Source organism: Photobacterium sp. AWH4_225, assembly GCF_056158405.1.
In genome coordinates this window covers 2184920-2206902 of sequence record NZ_JBSWTF010000004.1, presented here as the reverse complement: position 1 = coordinate 2206902, position 21983 = coordinate 2184920, and the positions used below count along the sequence as shown (strand labels likewise).

Sequence of the window (21983 nt, the reverse complement as noted above, 5' to 3'; positions counted from 1 at the left end):
TCCAAAAACTCTCCGACTCTTTTTCATCCTTTCCCGGAGATTTTCTAACTAATACAACATAATGTTTTGTTATGTTATCGCATGATGAACAGTATAATTTTTCTTCTGTCGATATCATTACTATCCTTACAATGATTTGTATCACACAAGATTAAAAGCACTTTGTTACTATTATACTTCTCGATTACCAAATCAATGATTAGATTCACACTTTATACTCAATGCAGAGTCAAAACGTTTTGATTTATTTCGACATTACTCCTATAGCAATAAAACTGAAATCTTATTTTACACTGCCGTTATAATTATAAATACTTAGGATTCAACAAAAATACATTAGCAACAAAATAACTATCTTCTTATATTTAACATCTTGGGATTAGTCTTTAGCGCTTACTCAACTGTTGCAGCGGTGTTTTACATACACTAGGCAGCATATATAACAAACTCAATCGCATCACATGATTAATGGCGACAAAAGCAGGCTCAAGACCAATTAATATTGCTACGGCGGTCATTGCTTCAACGCTACCGGGTAGCCATGCCAAGAGTAATACCTCCCACTCTTTTGTCGTTATGAAGCTGAAAAGGATGGCATAACCTATGGTAATAACAATACCCATGGTGGTAATGATTAGACCGGCTCTCGAGTAACGTAATGCCTCACGCAATGTCGTCTCCCCTAGCCTTACTCCAATCAACACCCCAAGCATCGACGTTGCAAATATGATTAGTTCTTTCGGAACGAACGCAATTGCTCCCCCAAGTAGCCAGTTGTTATATGCGAGACTGACAAACAGCCCCATTACCATAAATGGCGCAGGCAAGCCAAGGTACCCCGTCAACTTGCCAAGAAGAAAACTCATTGCGCCAATAGCGATAAGATGAAGTGCCCAACTCACGGGAAACACAATATCTTCAGCGATGACTTCCGCTCCCTGTGAAGCGATGTAACCGGCTAAGACCACTAACATCAAAAGCCGCATGGTATGAGAAACTATTACCTTAGGCGACGGCTTTTCCTGCTCCTCGTTTAACACCAAAATTGCCCCAAGTGCACCAGGAATAGCCCCCAGCAGGGATTCAAAGGGCCGCCAACCTTCTTTTTTATTCAACCACAGGTAGCTCACTATGGTTTGGGATAACATACAGAGAATCAAACCGATCAACAGCATTGGCGAAAAAGCCGCAACTAGCTGATTTAACTTCACAGTAACCCCTATACTCACCCCCAGAATAATCTGGACGAGCAAAATAACGAAACCAGGCAGCCTGATTGTTTTACCGGTAGCTTTTAAGCATGCAATGACAACTAGGGTGGCCCCAAACAGCTCTCCCATCGGCAGATTGAGGAAGCTAGCGCCATAAGCCCCAAACAGCCCTACCACCATAATCAAAGCCACGCCCATCGATTCTATCCTCGTCAACATTCAGCCCAACAAACTCCGTTACAACATAAATCTATCAATAGAATCAGCTAATAAACATGCCTTAAAAAGAAGTCTTCTCACTTGCATAGACAAATATTGATGCAGATAACATTCAAAAGCAGATTTTCGCCACAGATAACACCAGCGATGTAAACCTAGAGTTACACGGAGCAAAAAACCAAAAAACACCCCAATCATTGACATTTTATCTTGTGCTATTTCACTAGTTCGATTATGTTGACCAAGAAAGCAAACAGAGGCTCACCACGGCCCAGCTATATCTGTTATATGAACTGACATCACACAACATAAGATACCGAACATGAAGCCAAGATTACTTACTCCTGCGCTGCTCAGTGCACTTGCCCTTGCTACCTCTTCTGCTTTTGCAGGCGAAATACTTGACCGAATTGAACAAAATAAAGAAATCCGTGTTGGTGTAACGGGTGACTACATGCCGTTTTCTGAAAAACTCAGTGACGGTAGCTATGTGGGTATCGAGCATGATCTTGCAGCCGTTATTGCAGATCAGCTGGGCGTCAAGCTTACTCTTGTACCAACCAGCTGGCCTACGCTGATGGAAGATTTCCAAGCAGGAAAATACGACATTGGCATGAGCGGTATTTCTGTTACAGATGCCCGTAAAGAGTATGCCTACTTTTCAAATAGTTACTACAACTACGGCAAAACGCCTATTACTCGCTGTGAAGACGTAGAGAAATTTGATTCATTGGCAAAAATTGACCAACCTGACACGACAGTGATCATCAACGAGGGTGGAACAAATGCTATTTTTGCCCGGGCAAATTTGAAGCAAGCCAAGCTACATGTTGAGCCTACTAACAAATACGTTTATGACCGGATTCTTGATGGTACCGTTGATTTAATGATCCCTGATTCAGTGGAAGCGGACTACCGCGCACGTCACCATGATGAACTTTGCCGCTCAATGCCTGGATTTGAGTTCACAGAATCGACCATTGCGACCATGATGCCAAAAGACGACGAGCTTAAGGCTCGCATTAATGCAGCACTCTCTGAGTTAGAGCAAAATGGTCAGCTAGATAAAATCATCGATAAAAACATGGGCATTAAAATCTAATTACTATCCCCAAGTGAAAGTGCCACTACTGTTTAGTGGCGCTTTAGCGCTGACTTTCACTACTCACCCTCCATCAGCAGCGAAATTAATAACTACCTTACCCTAATATTAAGTAAGCTTTTTTCTAACATTCCCCCGCATCCCGGCATTAAAAGAACATATACCCGCGAAGTTTAGCATCTACAACCGTATTTCTTTTTTTGCTTTTTTATCAATAAGCTTTGTGAAAATATAATTGTCATACTAAATAACCTTATTTTTGAAAAGGAAGTCGTAATGATTGGAAGGATCACCCAGCTATTCCCTGTTTGGGCCATACTCTTTGCCGTAGTGGCTTATTTATCTCCCAGCTTATTTGTCGAGCTGAAAACACAAATCGTTCCCTTGTTGACTATCATCATGCTTGCAATGGGTATCAGCTTATCTCCCAAGGACTTCCTCAATGTTGCTCAGCACAAAAAAGCGGTCGGTGTCGGCGTGGTTCTGCAATTTCTTATCATGCCCCTGACTGCACTGCTTATCAGCTTTTTATTGGACTTTAGCACCGAACTGACTGTTGGCATGGTCCTGGTAGGTAGCGTTGCCGGGGGAACATCATCGAATGTCATGGCATTTCTTGCCAAAGGTAATGTTGCGCTTTCCATCTCAATGACCGCAATTTCAACGCTACTTGGCGTGATCCTAACTCCTCTTCTGGTTGAGTTACTGGTAGGCGAAACGGTCGATGTACCGGTATCTGCAATGCTGATGAGCTTGGTGAAAATTGTCCTTTTACCTGTTGGGCTTGGTGTTGTCATAAATACTTTTGCCCATAAGGCCGTTGCCAAGGTGAATGCTTTACTGCCTTTAATTTCAATGATCGCCATCGTTTTGATTATCGCGATTGTTGTCGCTTTGAACGCCGAGAATTTAAACCAAGTAGGTCCGATGGTTGCACTTGCCGTGATACTTCACAATGGCTTCGGCTTAACAGCTGGCTACTACTGTTGCCGCCTTCTAGGCTTCAACGAGTCAACCTGTCGGACCATCGCTTTTGAAGTTGGCCTACAGAATTCGGGACTGGCCACCGCATTGGCGATGAAGTTCTTCTCACCTGCTTCCGCCATTGCCGGCACCATTTTCTCGGTTTGGCACAATATTTCTGGCTCACTATTGGCTGGTTACTGGGCAAGCCGGAAAGAAAGCCAAGCAAAAACATCGATCGCAAATTAACGGGTAAACTCGCAAAAACTAGTCCCCCCAATATAAAAAATAAAAAGCCTTGCCGGTAACCATACCGACAAGGCTTCATTTTTTAGACAACTTGACTAAGGTCAGTAACCTTTCTTACGCTGTCGGCTTTGGCTTTGTACAGAGCGATACATCTTGCCAAGTTGTTTGTCTTTATCCCTAAGCTGGTTCAAGGTTGCCGTATTTCTGGCCTGCTCTCTCTGTAGCTTGAAGTAGTTGTGCAATCGACGTCCATCTACCTCACCAGTTTCCAGTGCATCTTGAATAGCACAGCCGGGTTCAGACTGATGCTGACAATCACTAAAGCGACATTGCTGGCTTAGTGCTTCGATATCAGCAAATGTTTCAGAAACACCGTTCTCGCAATCAGTCAATTGCAGTTCGCGCATTCCTGGTGTGTCAATCAGTACCGCACCAGATGGCATGAAATGCAATGAGCGTGACGTTGTCGTGTGACGCCCTTTGCTATCATCCTCGCGGATGGAACCCGTTTGTTGAACGTCGTTACCCATCAAGGTATTAACGAGAGTTGATTTGCCCACACCAGACGATCCCATGAACGCAATTGTCTTGCCTGAACGACACCATGATTCCAACGCACTATACGAAGAAGCATCCAATGCATTTAGCACCTCAACCATTAACATCGGATCAAGTGCCTGCACTTGCTGGCGTTTGTCATCACTATTTTGGCACAAATCGGCTTTGGTCAGTATGACGACAGGCTCAACATTGGCTTCTCGCGCTATCGCCAAATAACGCTCAATGCGGCTCAAGTTAAAATCCTGGTTCAACGAACAGACGATAAACAACGTATCGACATTTGCGGCAATGTACTGCTCTGCAACCTTGGCACCCGCAGCCTTACGGCTAAATAACGAAACTCGCTCCAACAAGCGAACAAAGCGGTTATCTGAGTCAATTAGTACCCAGTCCCCTACCGTCATTGCGGGTAAAGAATGGTGGATATCAAGCGTGGCTGAACCATCCTCTGTCTGCAAGGCATAGCCATTTCGGTGATGCGCTAAAATACGGGCAATTTTTGCTTGTTCGTAATCTTCAAGTGTTAGTTGTTGTTGAAAAACTGGCTGCCAACCAAGCTGGCTAAGTGTAATAGTAGTATTCATTATTTTCCCCACGCACAAGCCACTAATCAGTTTTGGCTCTGATAATGCGTATCAAAGAGAATTTAGGGTCAAATAAATATAGATAGACCCCGGGTTGAATAACACCGGGCAAGAGAAAGGAAGTTGTAAAGCGGTTAGTAAAGTGTCGCTGATACTTGTTTGGTTAATATCAGCTCTATAACGCTTATTGTGTTAGCTTCGCAGTCTTTGCCGAGTGGGTACTTAATACAATCATCTTTATCTCCTATTGTTTTGGTCAATACTGGTGACGATAATAACAGATCTATTGTAATAGGCTAGATCCGCATAGAAGTAATTTTTCAGTTAAATGACAGCCTGCAAGCGTTCAGCGTTCATTCAGCCTTTCACTGCAATGTCATCAATCTTCTATCAAAACAACATATACGCCTCCTAGTATTCATCGCAATTGCACAGCTGTGCAAAACGAATGAACGAGGTATATTTTGAACACTTTGCCTACAGGGACGGTTGGTTCCAATCAATATTCGCGCTGGCTTGCCCTGCGCTATCACTTACGATTAATGATGCAAACGCCAACAACGTTAATCGGTGTTGTGCTCGCGGTGATTTTTGCCTATTTCATCGCAGTACCTGTTTTTTCATTGTTGCTGGACGCTTTCCAAGTGCAGTTCGGTGATGAAAGGCGGATTGGTGACATCACTGGCAGCTGGACAGATTACTACATCAATCGTGCTCTACTGTCTCCAATTTCCCAATCACTATTCTGGCAGCCCCTTTCCCACACCATGCGCGTTGCATTGGGTGTGATTGTTATCTCCCTTTCGCTAGGTAGTGTGCTGGCTTGGCTGGTTAGCCGCAGCAATATGTTTGGCAAAAAATGGTTTGCTACCGCACTTATTGTGCCTTACATGTTGCCAGCCTGGACGTTCGCCATGGCCTGGACGACCATCTTCAAGAACCGTTCTACTGGCGGACAGCAAGGTTGGTTGGAAAGCTTAGGCGTAGAGCCGGCTGATTGGATGGCCTATGGTGAACTACCGATCATCATCATCTTGTCGCTCAACTACATTCCGTTTGTGATTTTGCTGCTTGGCAATGCCCTGCGCTCATTTGATACGCAACTTGAAGACTCGGCCCGTATTCTTGGCGCACCTAGCCGCACGATCACATTCAAGATCATTATGCCTTTGATGCTGCCAGCGTTGATGTCTGCTTGTGTGCTGATTTTTGCCAAGGTGCTTGGTGAATTCGGTGTTTCCTACATCCTAGGCCTTCCGGTTAACTATGAAGTGCTATCGACTTCGCTATACCGCAGCATTGAATCACGCCAAACAGGTGTTGCCGCCGTATTAGCTGGTGCCATTATGTTCTTCGGTATCATTTCATTGTTGATTGACGCAACTTTGCTTAAAGAGGCAAGGAAATTTGTCACTGTCGGCAGTAAAGGTGTCATGCACCGTACTAATGACCTAGGCAAATGGCGTATGCCAGCCACTATGCTGGCTAGCGGTGTTTTCCTTGTTTCGGTTGTGATGCCTATGTTGGTGCTCTTCCTATCAACCATTATGAAAGTGCCAGGCAACTTCAGCCTCAGCAATTTCACGCTGGATTACTGGATAGGCTCGGGGCTTGAAACCATCGCAGAAAGTAACGGTATCTTGCTTAGCGACAACCTTTGGAGCGCAGTATGGAACACGCTTTGGATTGTCGGTATCGCCTCAGTTTGTTCGGGTATTCTTGGTTTGCTCGTTGGCTATGTGGTTGTCCGCAGCCCACTGCGCCCATTAGGCAGCATGCTGCGCCAGATCACCTTCTTCCCATATTTGGTTCCAGGTGTTGCCTTTGCCGCCGCTTATCTGTCGCTGTTCGCCGTACCACGGGGTCCAATGCCTGCACTTTACGGCACTGTCACCTTGCTCATCCTTGCCTTAATTGCCGATGAAATGCCTTACGCCTCACGCGCTGGTATTTCAGCCATGATGCAATTGGGCAAAGACCCTGAAGAAGCGGCTCAAATGGCCGGTGCCGGTTGGTTTACCCGCATGCGCCAGATAGTTATGCCTATTCAAAAAGGCTCTCTGGTGACTGGCATTCTATTGCCTTTCATTTCGGGGATAAACGGCCTAAGCCTATTTGTCATCCTCGCCGTACCGTCTACGGACGTATTAACCACCTACGCGTTAAGACTTATTGATTACAACTACACCCAAGCCTCAAACGCCGTTGTACTGATTATCTGCCTGATTGCTTTTGTAGGCACTTATATCACACAGAAAATGACCAAAACTAACCTTGCAGAAGGACTAGGAAGCTAATGCCTAATATTCATCTAAACAGCGTCAGCAAACAATATGAGAAAAACGCGGCCCCTGCCGTTAATGCCGTTGACCTTGAGATCAATGACGGTGAGTTCATGTGTCTTCTTGGCCCTTCTGGTTGCGGCAAGACAACAACACTAAGAATGATCGCTGGCCTTGAAAACATCTCGGATGGCCAATTAATCCTTGGTGACCAATTGGTTGATTCGAAACAAGATGGTGTGTTTGTCCCACCCGAGAAGCGTAACCTAGGCCTGGTCTTTCAAAGCTATGCACTGTGGCCTCACCTCACGGTTGAGAAGAACATCGATTTCGGCCTGAAGCTTCGTAAAATCGATAAAACTGAGCGTGAGAAAACCATCCATTCAGTGATGAAAACGCTCGGCATTGAGAAATACCGTCACCGCTATCCATCTCAACTATCAGGTGGACAGCAGCAGCGTGTCGCCTTAGCCCGAATGCTGGCAGTACAACCTGATATTTTGCTGATGGATGAACCACTTTCTAACCTGGATGCACGCCTCCGCCTTGAAATGCGTACTGAATTGAAACGTATCCACAATACATTCAAGACCACTATTGTATTTGTCACCCATGACCAATGGGAAGCCATGGCATTAGCCACCAAAATTGCAGTCATGAAAGACGGCGAGTTACAGCAGGTCGGTACACCAAACGACATCTACGACCGACCAGCTAACCGCTTTGTTGCTGAGTTCGTCGGTACGCCGCCTATTAACATTATCGAATTGGACGAAGCCTCATTGTGCAGCGAGCTTGCCCGCAACCATATTCGTTCATACGTCGGTCACGATATCCCTGGGGGATCAATTGGCCTTCGTCCGGAGCGCATGTCTGTCGCAGCGGCGGATGCCAACGTTGATAGCCGTGAAGTCTTCAGGCTTCACGCAAAACTCGAAGGTATTTTGCCAACAGGCGGCAGCTGGATCTTGGAGTTTAGCGTGGCTGATCACCGCCTCCATGTGAATACCCAGACTCCTCCGCATTTCAAAGAGGGAGAATCACTGTCATTGATTATCAGCAATGACAATTTACACCTGTTCGATAACCAAGGTTTAGCCATTGATATGCCGTGCATGTCATCTGCGCCTCAAAAACAGTTTCAAAAGTAACCGCTCATTCGGAGTTAATTGTGAAAAGGACCAACATGAAGACAACAACTTTAGCTGCCACGCTGGCTTTGACACTAGCAGGTGCAGTGCAAGCAGCTGACAGCGATGATTTTGACCTAAATGCACTGATTGAAGCGGCTCGCCAAGAAGCGCCTATTACTGTTTATGCACCATCTGGGAAAATTGTAGAGACAGCAAAAAACTTCACTGAAAAATTCGGTGTCCAAGCAACGGGTAATAAAGTAAGCAGCTCGGCACAGGTTGAAATGCTTATCCGCGAATACCGTGCCAGCAACATCCGTGGTGACGTCGTTATTACCGGTGATGCATCGGCAACCATGGCTCAACTTGTTCCGATGGGCGTGGTAGAAAGCTGGGTATCACCTGTTGTCGCAGAGTCTATTCCAGCAAACGCACAGAACCCGCTGATTGTCTACGGTGACCCAGCCGTATGGACATATAACTCAGAAGTTCATGACACCTGTCCTATTTCAAACATCTGGGAGCTAACCGATGAGAATTGGCAGCGAAAAGTGGCTATTCCAGATCCACTGAACAAAGCCTCTTACCTAGATTGGTTCAACCAACTTGCTGATCACCATGATAGTGCAGTAGCTGAAGCCTATGAAGTGCATTATGGCAAGCCTCTAGAAACGGATGAAGCGTCAGCGACTGCGGCATGGGTTAAAGCATTGGCACAAAACTCCCCACTTCCAACCGACTCTGATTCAGCAGCCGGTGATGCAGTGGGCGCACCAGGCCAGAAAGACACCTTCATGGGACTGATGTCGACAGCTAAATTCCGTGATGTTGCCAGCGGCAAAGTTCACCTGGCAATCTGTGAAGGGCTTGAGCCTTTTGTTGGCTGGTCAACCCCAGGTTACGGTGTAATGTCTACGAAGACTGAAAGCCCGAATGCAGCAAAACTATTCCTGCACTTCTTGATGACTGAAGAAGGGATCAGCAACCAAACCGTTGATGGCAAAGTGTCTGGTAACCAAGCCATTGCCCCTCACCCTAAGGAAGCCTCTGGCGTTCAGAAGATCTACAAACATGTTCTGCAGTACAACGCAGAAACAGGTCTTGATGACTTCGACCATCGTCAATACTGGGCCGATCTGTGGCGCATTAACTTCTCACGATAACACTCTTAACAAACGCCAGCGATTGCTGGCGTTTATAGCCAATTTTAACAATGACCTATGACACTACTTACTGAAACTTGTCTAGACAAACGATTAGATATTGCACTTGAGATCGTCCGTGAAGCCGGAGACATTGCTTTAACCGCATTTAAGGCAATGACACCTGAAAAAATCACCTTCAAAGGCCCGCAAGACTTCCTGACGGAAACCGACCTTGAAGTAGAAACATTGATCCGCAAACGCTTGAGTGACGCTTTTCCTGAAGACGGAATTTTAGGCGAAGAAGCCGGTGGCGACGTTCAAGATAATACGTGGATCATTGACCCGATTGACGGGACTGCCAATTTCGCACGTGGGATCCCCCACTTTTGCATCGTGCTGGGATTTGTCAGCCAAAACAAAACCCGTATTGGCATTATTTATGACCCTTGCCATGACGAGCTCTATGTCGCACAGGATGGCAAAGGGGCAACATTGAACGGCAAGGCAATTAACGTCGCCAACACGCCATCATTTGCTTCCGCCAACCTCGAGTTGGGTTGGAGCCAGCGTGTACCTAATGAGCGCTACCTAACTTCATTACAAGGCTTTTTAGAGCTTGGAGCCAATGTACGCAGAAGTGCTTGTGGCGCTCTAGCATTGGCATACGTGGCTGTTGGTCGGACTGACGGGTATGTCGAGCATCACATGAACCCTTGGGATTGCCTAGCAGGCTTACTCCTTGTCAGTGAAGCTGGTGGAGTCAGCAACCCGTTTACCTCTGACTCTAACTGGCCACAAGGTGGTGCCGTACTTGCTAGCACCCCGCAATTTGCTCGAAATATAGCTGATATCACCGCTATTACCATCGATTAGACGCTAAACAACGAACACAAGGAACACCATGAAAATTGCACCTGTATACCAACGTGACCCGGCTCATTTAGTCGCAACCAACATCGGTCCTGAAGGCCAAAACCTTTATCTGGGCGGCTACGATTCTGCTCGTGATCTCGCTCTACAAAAAGAGCTAGGGATCACTACACTCGTAAACTGTGCCGTTAACCTGGACATCAACTACGTTACGGAACCGTATCTTGAAGCCGAAGAGAATAAACTATCAGGTGGCAGTGGCGTAATTCGTACTTACAAAATGGGATTGATAGACGGACCGGGTAACCCGCACCATATGATTCTGGCAGGTTATTACCTGTTGGACGGTGCGTTTAACCAACAGCTACCAGACAAGCCAAGCTACCCTCACCGTGAACGTGGTAATGTTCTCATTCACTGCCGTGGCGGGCGAAGCCGCTCTGTAGCGATTGCCTCACTGTATATGCACCGCAAACAACCGGAGCAATACCCTACCTTGCAATCAGCGATAGATGCTGTTCGTGAACGTCGTGATCTTCGCCCTGACGAGTGGTTCGAAACGCCAAAGCCAAGCTTGATTGAAGCAATAGAAAAGGCGAATCAGATGCTGAACCTACTTGAGGAGCATAGCTTTAGCTAATCCATCATTGTCGTTAGAAGATACGCTTAGCTCCCTTGTTATACAATGCCTGCGCTTGCAGGCATTAACGCTTTAAAATAGAACAGGACAAGATATATGGCCGGTAGTGGAAACCGCTTTGTTAGTGCACAACAAGTCGCCGAATTTGCTGGGGTTTCTCGCTCAGCCGTCTCAAGGACGTTTACCGAAGGGGCAAGTGTTTCCCCAAAGACAAGAGAAAAAGTATTGGCGGCAGCACAGGAACTCGGTTACCACGTTAATCACCTTGCCCGTGGCCTTCACGATACCAGCAATATTGTCAGCCTCATCACCACTGACATTAGCAGCCCATTCCAATCCGCTTTTATTGATGAACTAACTCGCCAACTGCAGAAAATTAATAAAATTGCCCTTGTCGTCAATACCAAAGGAAATGATGAGGATGTTGATATTGCACTTACACAAACTCTGAATTTCAGAGCAGAAGCCTCTATCGTCCTTTCAGGCCAGCCACATAAAGATCTTATCGATAAATGTATTGCGAATGGCCAGCATGTCATCCTGGTTAACCGCAACCAAATTCATGACAATGCCTATAACATCCGGCTAGACAACCATGCTGCCTCCTTTGAGGCTTTGGCAATCCTCCAGCAGCAAGGATGTATAAATCTCTTGCTCGTTAATTCCGATATTGGCTCTCCCGGCCTAGTAGAAAGGGAAAAAGGGTTTGTAGAGGCAGCGAACAAAGCCGGGTTGTCAGTGAATATAGCCCGTTTTGGTGATACATCCTATGAGTCAGGTAAACATATTGCTGAGCAACTCAAACAGATACCAGATGGTGTATTTTGCGTTACCGATTTACTTGCCTGTGGTTTTATCGACGGCTTAAAGCAACAAGGTGTAAAGATCCCTCAGCACACTGTCGTCATTGGCTTTGATGATATTAACCAAGCGAGCTGGGAGGCTTATCAGCTGACAACATTTCGGCAGCCACTAGCAACTATAACTCAGCACATTATCCGCTGTTTACAGGCAAATAATTCGGTACTAAATGGAGAATTCACCTACACCCTTGACCCCGTATGGCGAAAAACCACCCGGCACAGGTAAGACTTCATAGCGTCAGGGTGGCGGACAGAGTATTGTTCCAGTAATATCGAATTAAGATTCTTCTTGGAATGACCGATCATGGATATTGAAGTTGTCGCAAAGGCGCTCAAAGAGCTGGGCCACCCTACCCGTCTAAGCATTTATAAAGCTGTTGTCCGTGCAGGCTATCAAGGCACGCCTGTAGGGAGCTTGCAGGAGAAGCTTGGCATACCAGGGTCTACGCTTTCTCATCATATCTCCAGCCTTGTTTCTGCTGGTCTTCTTTCCCAACGCCGTGAGGGCCGCACGCTTTACTGTGTTGCTGAGTATGAGCAACTTGATTGTGTAATCGGCTTCCTGAAGGACGAATGTTGTGTTGATGAGGAAGCGCTAGAACACACTGTGGAACAAAAATAGCCGCCCATATGATTAGCTAAATAAAAAAGCCCTCAAATGAGGGCTTTTTCTATTTTCCAGCATACCTAATTGAAATGTTTAGGCACACTCAATCTGCTTTTTTTCCAGTACAGACTCTTCTTCACCGGCATACATGCGCAGGTATTGCTCTGCGGCATCTTTCCACTCAAAACGACATGCCATCGCATTTTGCTGAAGGCGCTTAAACTCTTGAGGGCGCTGGCAGTATAGCAACAAGCTTCGCTGCATCTTGATAAGAAGCGCTTCTGAAGTTGGGGCATCGAACACGAAACCCGTCGCAAACTGCGGGGTTTGATCGTAATCGATAACCGTATCCTTCAAGCCGCCTACACCGCGAACAATCGGTAACGTACCGTATGCAAGGCTGTAGATTTGGTTCAAGCCACAAGGCTCAAATTGTGATGGCATCAAGAAGAAATCAGAACCGGCTTCGACACAGTGAGCCAATGGATTATCGTATGCTTCGATAAAGGCAAACTTATCCTTGAAATCGGCACTGATCGCACGTAACGCTTCAGCCAACTTCGGATCACCACTTCCGACCAACACAATCTGTACATCATTAACCAAGAAGTCACGCAGCACTGGTAGAAGATACTGGATCCCCTTCTGCTCCGTCAGACGACAAACCATACCGTATACAGGCACATCATCCTGTGGCAAGTTTACCTGCTGCTGCAAATCACGCTTACATGCTTTCTTACCACGCGCAAGACTGACTTTATTAGCTTTGAAGTGCTGCTTGATATACGGGTCTGTTTCCGGGCTCCAATCACCGTAGTCACAGCCATTCACGATGCCGTATAGGACATCCGAACGGTGCTGGAAATCTGTCGCCATACCGTGGGAACCAAGTTCTGTCAGCAGTTCTTTTGCATAGTTCGGGCTTACAGCATTTACCTTGTCGGCAAACGCAACGCCAGCTTTCAGCATGCTGATATTCGCGGCTCCATCTTCAAGCTGAAGGTAACGTTTTTGAATCAGCTCAGGAATCAAACTGTACTGATCATAATTAAACGTACCCTTGAACACCGCATTATGAATAGTGATAACGCTTTGCGTATTGGCATAGAACGCATCATCGGCATAGCGGGTTTTCAGCAGGAACGGGACAAGGCCTGTGTGCCAATCGTTGCAGTGAACAACATCTGGCTTGAAACCCAGTTTTTCACACATATCCAAGGCAGCAGCACTGAAGAAAGCAAAACGTTCACCGTTATCACGGTAACCTTCGTTGTTCTCTGCATACAGCTCAGGACGGTCAAAGTATTCAGGTGCATCAACGGTATAAACAGGCACATCACCATTATGTAGCTGTTTAACCTTGTACGATACAGCCTCAGGCTGAGTCGATACCAATAACTCAGTATCGAGCAATTCAACGGCATCAGCACCATTGGGTACTTTGCGGTATAGAGGCATCACCACTCGCACATCATGCCCTAGTTCCTTTAGAGCAGCTGGCAGTGATTTGGCGACATCTGCCAAACCTCCGGTTTTGACCAATCCGTCTACCTCTGAAGCTACAAACAATATTTGCAGTGGCTTAGAGTTAGATTTCTTCCTAGTAACCAATTTTTGCTCCTTTTGGTATCACAACAATTCCTTCGTCAGATACGTGGTACTTCTTCTTGTCTTCTTCTAGGTTCTCGCCAATCACCGTGCCCGGTGCAATCATTACATTCTTGTCGATGATAGCGCGGCGGATAGAACAGTTGGCACCGATCTTCACATCACCCAAAATCACCGACTCACTGATAGTCGTGTCATGATCGACATTGGTACGGAAACCTAGTACAGACTTGTGTACCTTAGCACCACGGATATAACTACCTGCAGAAATCATACAGTTGTTGATATCGACCTTGCAGTCGTCACTGTCTAGTACTGTTGCAGGTGGTAGTGGTGGGTAGTAAGTGTGTAGCTGCCACTGGCGGTTATATAGAGAGAATGGCGCATCTTCAGAAAGCAGATCCATGTGTGCCTGCCAGTATGACTCGATGGTACCTACATCACGCCAGTATCCTGCTGTTTTCTCACCAGGAATAATATTGGTCATGAAGTCATAGACATACACTTTACCCTGTGGGAAAAGCTTAGGAATAATGTCTTTACCAAAGTCATGGCTTGAATCTTCGTTAACTGCATCTTCTTCTAGCTCTTTACATAGAACATCTGTTTCGAAAATGTAGTTACCCATAGAGACAAGTGCATTTTCTGGATCACCCGGAATTGACTTAGGGTTAGCAGGCTTTTCTTCAAAACCAACCATACAACCGTTCTCATCAACTTCGATAACACCAAATGCACTTGCTTCACTCAGAGGCATACGAAGAGCAGCAACCGTTAGATCCGCTTTTTTCTCATTATGGAAATCAAGCATTTGCTTAACATCCATCTTGTAGATGTGGTCACTACCAAAAATACAAACCTGATCAGGTTCTTCTAGCTGCATGAAACGCATATTCTGGTAAATAGCATCTGCTGTACCATCATACCAGCGCTTACCCATACGCATTTGTGCTGGAATAGGATCGATAAAACGCCCTGTGATCCCTGATACATTCCAGCCCTTTTTCATGTGCACATACAAAGATTGAGATTTGAACTGAGTCAGAACATAAATCTTCATCAGGTCAGCATTCAAAAAGTTGTTAAGTGCGAAATCAATAAGGCGGTAACTGCCACCAAATGGCACCGCAGGTTTAGTTCTTGTATCTGTTAATGGACGCAGACGAGAACCTTCGCCACCTGCTAAAATCATTCCTAAAACACCAGCCATGGTGTACCTCCTTGTTAGTAAGCAATCGTAATCATATATACCATATTCCAATGGGGGATTAGAATAGGCTTTCAATGAAATTTGGTGAATAGTTTCAAAAATCTTGTTTTATTACATTATGAACACTGATTTTTACATCACCTCATACCACCTCATCCTTAGTGGTAGAACTATCAATAAACCATATAACAAGAAAATGCCAACAAAATATTATTTTGTTTACAGTACGCACATTTTTCATACATTTCCATAATAGTGGTCTGACTACTCCCCCTCACCTCCTCCCCATTTTTTAATCAAACAGCTGAATACTTTTTCATCAGCCAGCGGTAGACTGCACTCAGTTCATTGAAGGGACACAAACCATGACCACCAGCAATACTACTAAGACGACAATCAAAGCGACCAATGTCATTCTTCATGCTTTTGACTGGCCGTACAATCGAGTCACGCAGTATGCTAAAGACATTGCAAAATCAGGCTATAAAGCCGTTCTTGTCTCACCTCCTCTGAAATCATACAAACATGAAAGCGGTACAGAATGGTGGCAGCGCTACCAACCGCAAGATTATCGAGTGATAGACAATCAGCTGGGGAATACCCAAGATTTCCGTACGATGACAGCAGTATTAAAAGAACATGACGTGCATGTTTATGTCGATGTTGTCTTCAACCATATGGCCAATGAGTCATACCTCAGAGACGATTTAAAATTCCCATCGGATCAGGTACTGGATGAATATCAGCAATCAGCAGAAAATTATGAAAAGCTGAAATTATTTGGTGATCTAACTAAGCCCTTATTTACTGAGCGGGATTTTATCAAGGCGTTTCCCATCAAAAATTGGACTGATCCCTGGGAAGTTCAACACGGCAGGATCAGCGGCGGCAGTGAAGATCCTGGTCTACCGACACTGAAATGTAACCAAAATGTAGTAAAACAACAAAAAAGCTATATTGCCAGTTTAAAGCATTTAGGTATAAAAGGGTTCCGAATAGATGCTGCCAAGCATCTAACACTCGAGCATATACAATTGGTGTGGGACAAAGATATTAGCGCTGACGTCCATATTTTCGGTGAGATCATCACTGACGGAGGCGCAACAAAAGAAGAATATGAGCTATTCTTGGCTCCATACCTAAAAGGGACCAGCCTTGGAGCATATGATTTTCCTCTGTTCCATGCCATGTACAACGTGTTTGAAAAAGGCCAGCCGCTTGCTGAGCTTGATAACCCCTACTCTGTTGGACAAGCATTAGCTTACGACAGAGCCATTACCTTCGCGATCACCCACGATATCCCCAATAACGACGTGTTTTTGGATCAAGTAATGAAAGAGCAAAACGAGCTCTTCGCATACTGCTATATTTTGGGACGTGATGGGGGTGTTCCTTTGATCTATAGCGATTTGGATACCAGCCAAATTGCAAATAACAAAGGACTACCTCGATGGAAAGATACGTGGAACGATCCGCTTCTCGTACAAATGATCACATTCCACAACCTGATGCAGTGTCTACCAATGACAGTGCTGGATAAAGGGAAAGATCATTTAATCTTTAGCAGGGAAGATAAGGGGATCGTGGCGATTAATAGGGGAAGTAAACCACTGGCTGTTGAGCTGCCTCCAGGTGAGTTTAGTGTCTTGATGAATTCCGATGAAAAGCACTCAATCTCGAATGAAGTCGGATCCTGTCAATTCACTATTGCAGGGAAAAGCTGTGCCATGCTGGTCCTTAGCGACTTGCTAGGCTGAGTACGATAATAACAAAAGCCGCGTAGTCAATGTTAGTGAACTGCGCGGCTTCCTTAAATTCAAAGAGGTAGAAACTTAATCTCTCTCAACAGCCAGAATTTTGCCACTAAAGAGATCCATTTCAATCTCAACCCTGTGGCCATCGGCATTTCGAGCCTCTACTTCAATCTCATGCTCGTCACGTTCAACTTTTATCTTTCGAAAATCATGGTAGCCGTGACTTTGCAACATTCTCATTGCCTTGGGCACTGTTAGCTCTGGAGTGGCTGTCCGCTCAACCGGGTCGGCATAAACAGGCAGAGAAAAACAACTCACTGTGAGCACCGCTAACAGAGATTTCAACATAACTTTCATACATCCACCTGTAACCATTACTACTCAGCGCATAATAACAAATGTGCAGGCAATAGCTTGCTTACACAGCATGCAAGGTGTGAAACCCATCACGCATTTATCCCTTTAACTCTCAGTATGAACCCTAGGTTGCATACCCTTCGCTTCATTTCTAGGATTCTATCTATTGTTTTGGCTATGCAAGTCAATTCTTAGTTAATTCTCTCGGAAGCATGAATTACATCTAAGCTTTTCGTAGCACCTTCATTTCTGTTTCCGAAGGGGGACACAATGACATCACGATACCGGACAGAAGTTGACAGCATGGGGGAAGTGAAAGTCCCTACCAAGGCGCTTTACCGCGCACAGACTCAGCGCGCTATTGATAATTTCCCCGTCAGCGGCATTCCTATGCCGACCCTATTCATCCAAGCCCTTGCATTCATCAAACAGGCCGCGGCAAGAAGCAACCTTGAACTTGAGTTGCTGGACTTCGATAAAGCTCACGCCATTATCGACAGCTGTCAGGAAATTATTGACGGTCAGCATTTAGAGCATTTCCCTGTCGATATATTTCAGACCGGCTCTGGCACCAGTTCAAATATGAATGCCAATGAAGTTATCGCAACTTTAGCTACCCAGAAGTTAGGTGATGAAGTCAGTGCCAATGATGACGTCAATATGGGACAAAGCAGCAATGATGTGATTCCAACAGCGATTCAAGTCAGTTCAGCACTCGCTTGTCATCGGTTGTTGCTACCCGCTTTTGACCTCATCATTGCCACACTCGAGAAAAAAACACTCAGCGTAGGTCACCTCGTCAAAACGGGACGCACCCATTTGATGGATGCCATGCCAGTCACTCTTGGCCAAGAGCTAGAAGGATGGCAAACCCAGCTCTGCAAAGCCCGCCATGGTATTGTAATGGCTCTTGAAAATGTCATTGCCCTAGGGCAAGGCGGCACAGCCGTAGGTACAGGCATTAATTCCGCACCAGAATTTCCGGCAATATTTGCCAATAACATTTCAGTTTCGACCGAGGTTGATTTTACGGTCAGTGATAATTTCTTTTATAACCTCAGTAGCCAAGATGCCATTGTCAGTCTGTCAGGTCAGCTCAAAACGACTGCGGTTGCTCTAATGAAAATCAGTAACGATCTAAGATGGATGAACTCAGGCCCGCTGGCTGGGCTAGGTGAAATCGAATTGGAGTCTTTGCAGCCAGGATCGTCAATAATGCCGGGTAAAGTGAATCCCGTCATTCCCGAATCATCGGCCATGGTGGCTGCGCAAGTGATGGGCAACGATACCACCATATCGATTGCCGGCCAGTCGGGTAACTTTCAGCTCAATGTGATGTTACCCGTTATTGCTTATAATATTTTGCAAAGTATCGAGTTGCTAGCGAGGTCACTGGAACTCCTTGCCAACAAAGCCATTGATACCTTCCAAGTGAAACAGGATACGCTGGAAAGCGCCCTAGCCCGCAACCCTATTCTGGTTACAGCTCTGAACCCAATTATTGGTTACCTAAAAGCTGCTGAGATTGCGAAAAAAGCTTACAAGGAGCAACGAAACATCATTGATGTCGCTGAAGAGGAAACGGAAATCAGCAGGAGTGAACTTGAGAAACTTCTTGAGCCCCACCATTTGACTCAAGGTGGTGTCGCAGATAAAGATTAGCGATGCCATTCATTGGCTAATACATTGGCCAGCCTACCCACATTAACTGGGCTGGTCAGCATTTCCCGTATTATTCATTCGATTAACGTTTGAGGTAGTTTGATTTTCTACATTTATGAGCTGTGGAAAACCAACATAAAAACCCTGGAGGTAATCTGCCCCTAACGAAATTGCAGCATGATAACCTTTCAAGTCTTCGACGCCTTCGATAATTAATTTTGAACCCAGCTCTCTACACAATTCGCATACGGCCAAGAGCGGTTGCGTGTTTCCCTGTACGTACTGTACTAACAGTGAAGCATCGGCTTTTATTATGTTCGGAGTCACGGCCCTTGCACGCTGCTCTGACGATCCCTCTACGCCAAAGTCATCGATAACAATATTAAGCCCTGCTTGCTTTAAGTGGCGTATCGCCCGTGTCAAAGCTCTATCATCGTCAGTGTGGTGCTCTACAATCTCAACGTAAATTTGCTCGGGTTTTAAGCCAAGCTCATAAATTCGAGGCAATAAAATAGAATCAACCAGTCCTTCATTTTCACAAAAAAGTATGGTGGCCGGCATCATGTTAATAAATAATTTCGTTGAGGTTTGCGGCAGAGAGAAGTTTCTGAGATGAATTACTCGTGCAAGGCGATCAATATTAATTAAATGAACTGGATGGCCTCGGTAATGATTGATCAAATCACCATTATTAAGTAGCACCCCTTCGGAGTTATATATCCTCATTAGAGCTTCGTAAGCAAAGATACGGCCACTCGTCTTTACAATTGGCTGAAAAACGCTCTTAATAACAAGATCTTGATACAAAGCAATATACTGCCCCTCTTTTTGCAAAAGGAGATGCCTTTCAATTTCATCTCTTGTTCTTAAAATTTCATCCACAAAGAATATGCCCTAATAAAGACTATTGCCAAATAACATGATACTAGTGATTAAAATATCAACTATGTAAAATAGGTTAGACCATATCCTAACGTCATTTAGTTAATTTACAATATCTTGACAATTCACGCTAATGATAATAAACATTTTATTACTTAAAAATATCTTATTGTTAGCAAAAAACTGTCAAAAATATGAACAAACACGAATAGTGTGTTCTATCCCCCTCCAGATGCAACACTGCACATAGATTTCTGCGACTTTACAATCACTTTCCATGAAAATGGTAGCGAAAGGTGATCTCACATCGTCTTACAGGTAGAATTGCCGACCTTAATCCCTATCGGCTTCTTTAAGGATTGGTAGGACTGGATAACTTCACCAAAGATCAGCTTATGCACGCCCCGGAACACTGTTTTACGCCCTTTACCTCATCTATCGAGCAATATGAATTGCCCGAGCGTTTTACATACCCGTTCTACTATGAACCTCACCCTCTGTGTATTGTTGCAGCAGAACAACTTCAGCAGCACCTGGAGACGCAAAATGGCTGGCAGCATAACTTTGGCTTAGATGGCGATGCTGAATCCGCTATCGGTAAAATGTTTGGTGTCCTTCTGGTGAAAAACCAGCAGGGTGAAATCGGCTTCCTATCTGCATTTTCAGGAAAAATTGCCGATCAAAACTTATTACCCCATTTCGTCCCGCCTGTGTTCGATATGCTTGCAGAAGGCAGCTTTTTTCTTAGCGGCCAAGATACACTCAATGAACTTAGCAAGCAGATCAGACGCTTAGAAGCCAACCCTGCACTTGCTGAAGCGAAACAAGCGCTAAAGGAAGCACACACTAACGCCAGTGAGGCATTAGCGGCCCATCGCAGCAATATGGTCGAAGCAAGAAAAGTCCGTAAGGCAAAGCGGGCTGCAAGCGCTGATCTTGACCCAGACGTGCGAAACGAGCTGAAAAAACAACTTAGCCAAGAAAGCGTGATTGAAAAGCTACAGCTTCGCGATCTCAAAATTCACTGGGAAGCTGAAATTGCAAAAAAACAAGAACAGCTCGATCACTGGCAAAATGAAATCACGCCTTTGATTGAACAACGCCGTAATTTCTCTTCTTCCCTGCAGCAACAGCTGTTCGAACAGTACCGCTTTCTCAATAGCAAAGGTGAAGAAAAATGCCTCGGTGAGCTTTTTGTCGACACCGCACAAGGCGTCCCACCAGCAGGGGCCGGTGAATGTGCTGCACCAAAGCTACTTCAGTACGCGTTTAAGCACAATATGACGCCTATCGCGATGGCTGAGTTTTGGTGGGGCAGCTCACCCAAGTCTGAAATTCGACGCCACAAGCACTACTACCCTTCTTGCCAAGGTAAGTGCCAACCAATCCTGACCCATATGCTAGAGGGGATGGAGCTTGATGATAACCCGCTGCTGACTAACCCTGCAGAAGGGAAAAGCGTTGAGATTATCTACCAAGACGAAGATATGGCCGTGGTCAATAAACCGGCTGAGTTCTTGTCTGTTCCGGGTAAAACCATCGAAGATTCGGTTTACCTAAGAATGAAGCATCAGTTCCCTAAAGCAACGGGGCCATTGATAGTTCACCGCCTCGATATGTCGACTTCAGGCCTAATGGTTATCGCCATATCCAAGCGCGCGAACAAGAGTCTGCAGAAACAGTTTATCCAGCGTACGGTTCAGAAACGCTACGCAGCGTTAATTGACGGTGTACTGGAGCAAGATACGGGTTACATCAACCTGCCGATGCGTGGCGATCTCAATGACCGTCCTCGTCAGTTGGTCTGCTACGAACACGGTAAGCCAGCTGAAACCAAGTGGGAAGTCATCAGCCGGAACGATAAGTACACCAAAGTTCATCTTTACCCGAAAACAGGACGTACCCACCAGTTGCGTGTTCACTGCGCCCACGCTTCAGGGCTGAACATGCCTATCCTTGGTGATGATTTGTATGGTGTAAAAGCCAACCGTCTTCACCTGCATGCTGAACGTTTGGAGCTAGTACACCCAATTACGGGCGAGCCGATGGTCTTCCAAGTGGATGCAGCGTTTTAAGTCGCA

The 21983-nt window shown here is 45.5% G+C and carries 18 protein-coding genes; 12 read left to right on the top strand and 6 right to left on the bottom strand.

Features of this window, described 5'->3' with window-relative positions; translation table 11 throughout:
• Nucleotides 1-386 precede the first annotated feature (386 nt).
• Nucleotides 387-1409, bottom strand: a complete 1023-nt coding sequence (locus ACXAD4_RS27100; protein WP_475245150.1) for an AbrB family transcriptional regulator — start codon at nucleotides 1407-1409, stop codon at nucleotides 387-389.
• A gap of 343 nt (nucleotides 1410-1752) precedes the next feature.
• Here ACXAD4_RS27100 and ACXAD4_RS27095 point away from each other — a divergent pair, with 343 nt between their 5' ends.
• Both ACXAD4_RS27095 and ACXAD4_RS27090 read left to right on the top strand, forming a co-directional pair.
• The gene (locus ACXAD4_RS27095) at nucleotides 1753-2532 is read left to right on the top strand and encodes a transporter substrate-binding domain-containing protein (RefSeq protein WP_475245149.1); all 780 of its coding nucleotides are present in this window, start codon (nucleotides 1753-1755) and stop codon (nucleotides 2530-2532) included.
• A gap of 276 nt (nucleotides 2533-2808) precedes the next feature.
• Nucleotides 2809-3744, top strand: a complete 936-nt coding sequence (locus ACXAD4_RS27090; protein WP_475245148.1) for a bile acid:sodium symporter family protein — start codon at nucleotides 2809-2811, stop codon at nucleotides 3742-3744.
• A 101-nt stretch (nucleotides 3745-3845) separates the two neighbouring features.
• On the opposite strand, the gene rsgA is transcribed toward ACXAD4_RS27090, so the two are convergent.
• Nucleotides 3846-4889 carry a ribosome small subunit-dependent GTPase A gene (gene rsgA, locus ACXAD4_RS27085; RefSeq protein WP_475245147.1) on the bottom strand — a complete coding sequence of 348 codons (1044 nt, stop codon included), beginning with the start codon at nucleotides 4887-4889 and terminating at the stop codon, nucleotides 3846-3848.
• A gap of 464 nt (nucleotides 4890-5353) precedes the next feature.
• Here rsgA and ACXAD4_RS27080 point away from each other — a divergent pair, with 464 nt between their 5' ends.
• The 7 genes from ACXAD4_RS27080 (at nucleotide 5354) to ACXAD4_RS27050 (ending at nucleotide 12444) form a co-directional block, all read left to right on the top strand.
• The gene (locus ACXAD4_RS27080) at nucleotides 5354-7186 is read left to right on the top strand and encodes an ABC transporter permease (protein WP_475245146.1); all 1833 of its coding nucleotides are present in this window, start codon (nucleotides 5354-5356) and stop codon (nucleotides 7184-7186) included.
• A complete protein-coding gene (locus ACXAD4_RS27075) occupies nucleotides 7186-8322 on the top strand; it encodes an ABC transporter ATP-binding protein (RefSeq protein WP_475245145.1) in 1137 nt (378 codons plus the stop codon). Before ACXAD4_RS27080 ends, ACXAD4_RS27075 begins: the two co-directional genes overlap by 1 nt.
• Nucleotides 8323-8357: 35 nt before the next feature.
• On the top strand, nucleotides 8358-9467 hold the full coding sequence (locus ACXAD4_RS27070) for an ABC transporter substrate-binding protein (protein ID WP_475245144.1): 1110 nt from the start codon (nucleotides 8358-8360) through the stop codon (nucleotides 9465-9467).
• Nucleotides 9468-9524: 57 nt separating this feature from the next.
• Nucleotides 9525-10322 carry an inositol monophosphatase family protein gene (locus tag ACXAD4_RS27065; RefSeq protein WP_475245143.1) on the top strand — a complete coding sequence of 266 codons (798 nt, stop codon included), beginning with the start codon at nucleotides 9525-9527 and terminating at the stop codon, nucleotides 10320-10322.
• A 28-nt stretch (nucleotides 10323-10350) separates the two neighbouring features.
• Nucleotides 10351-10959 (top strand): dual specificity protein phosphatase family protein, encoded by a 609-nt coding sequence (locus tag ACXAD4_RS27060; RefSeq protein WP_475245142.1) that lies wholly within the window; start codon nucleotides 10351-10353, stop codon nucleotides 10957-10959.
• Between the two features lie 96 nt (nucleotides 10960-11055).
• A complete protein-coding gene (locus tag ACXAD4_RS27055) occupies nucleotides 11056-12048 on the top strand; it encodes a LacI family DNA-binding transcriptional regulator (RefSeq protein ID WP_475245141.1) in 993 nt (330 codons plus the stop codon).
• A 78-nt stretch (nucleotides 12049-12126) separates the two neighbouring features.
• The gene (locus ACXAD4_RS27050; protein ID WP_475245140.1) at nucleotides 12127-12444 is read left to right on the top strand and encodes an ArsR/SmtB family transcription factor; all 318 of its coding nucleotides are present in this window, start codon (nucleotides 12127-12129) and stop codon (nucleotides 12442-12444) included.
• Nucleotides 12445-12522: 78 nt separating this feature from the next.
• On the opposite strand, the gene glgA is transcribed toward ACXAD4_RS27050, so the two are convergent.
• The gene (gene glgA / locus ACXAD4_RS27045) at nucleotides 12523-14040 is read right to left on the bottom strand and encodes a glycogen synthase GlgA (RefSeq protein ID WP_475245138.1); all 1518 of its coding nucleotides are present in this window, start codon (nucleotides 14038-14040) and stop codon (nucleotides 12523-12525) included.
• On the bottom strand, nucleotides 14030-15247 hold the full coding sequence (glgC, locus tag ACXAD4_RS27040) for a glucose-1-phosphate adenylyltransferase (protein ID WP_475245137.1): 1218 nt from the start codon (nucleotides 15245-15247) through the stop codon (nucleotides 14030-14032). The genes glgA and glgC overlap by 11 nt, the downstream gene beginning before the upstream one ends.
• 365 nt (nucleotides 15248-15612) lie before the next feature.
• Between glgC and ACXAD4_RS27035 the strand changes: the two genes are divergently transcribed.
• Nucleotides 15613-17004: an alpha-amylase family protein gene (locus ACXAD4_RS27035; RefSeq protein ID WP_475245136.1), complete on the top strand. Its 1392-nt coding sequence runs from the start codon at nucleotides 15613-15615 to the stop codon at nucleotides 17002-17004.
• A gap of 75 nt (nucleotides 17005-17079) precedes the next feature.
• Here the strand turns inward: ACXAD4_RS27035 and ACXAD4_RS27030 are convergent, their stop codons facing one another.
• Nucleotides 17080-17358, bottom strand: coding sequence for a PepSY domain-containing protein (locus ACXAD4_RS27030; RefSeq protein ID WP_475245134.1), 279 nt, complete (start codon nucleotides 17356-17358; stop codon nucleotides 17080-17082).
• Nucleotides 17359-17628: 270 nt separating this feature from the next.
• Between ACXAD4_RS27030 and ACXAD4_RS27025 the strand changes: the two genes are divergently transcribed.
• Nucleotides 17629-19020 (top strand): class II fumarate hydratase, encoded by a 1392-nt coding sequence (locus tag ACXAD4_RS27025; RefSeq protein ID WP_475245133.1) that lies wholly within the window; start codon nucleotides 17629-17631, stop codon nucleotides 19018-19020.
• A gap of 42 nt (nucleotides 19021-19062) precedes the next feature.
• On the opposite strand, the gene ACXAD4_RS27020 is transcribed toward ACXAD4_RS27025, so the two are convergent.
• Nucleotides 19063-19902 (bottom strand): EAL domain-containing protein, encoded by an 840-nt coding sequence (locus ACXAD4_RS27020; RefSeq protein ID WP_475245131.1) that lies wholly within the window; start codon nucleotides 19900-19902, stop codon nucleotides 19063-19065.
• A 395-nt stretch (nucleotides 19903-20297) separates the two neighbouring features.
• Here ACXAD4_RS27020 and ACXAD4_RS27015 point away from each other — a divergent pair, with 395 nt between their 5' ends.
• Nucleotides 20298-21977, top strand: coding sequence for an RluA family pseudouridine synthase (locus ACXAD4_RS27015; protein ID WP_475245130.1), 1680 nt, complete (start codon nucleotides 20298-20300; stop codon nucleotides 21975-21977).
• Nucleotides 21978-21983: the final 6 nt, after the last annotated feature.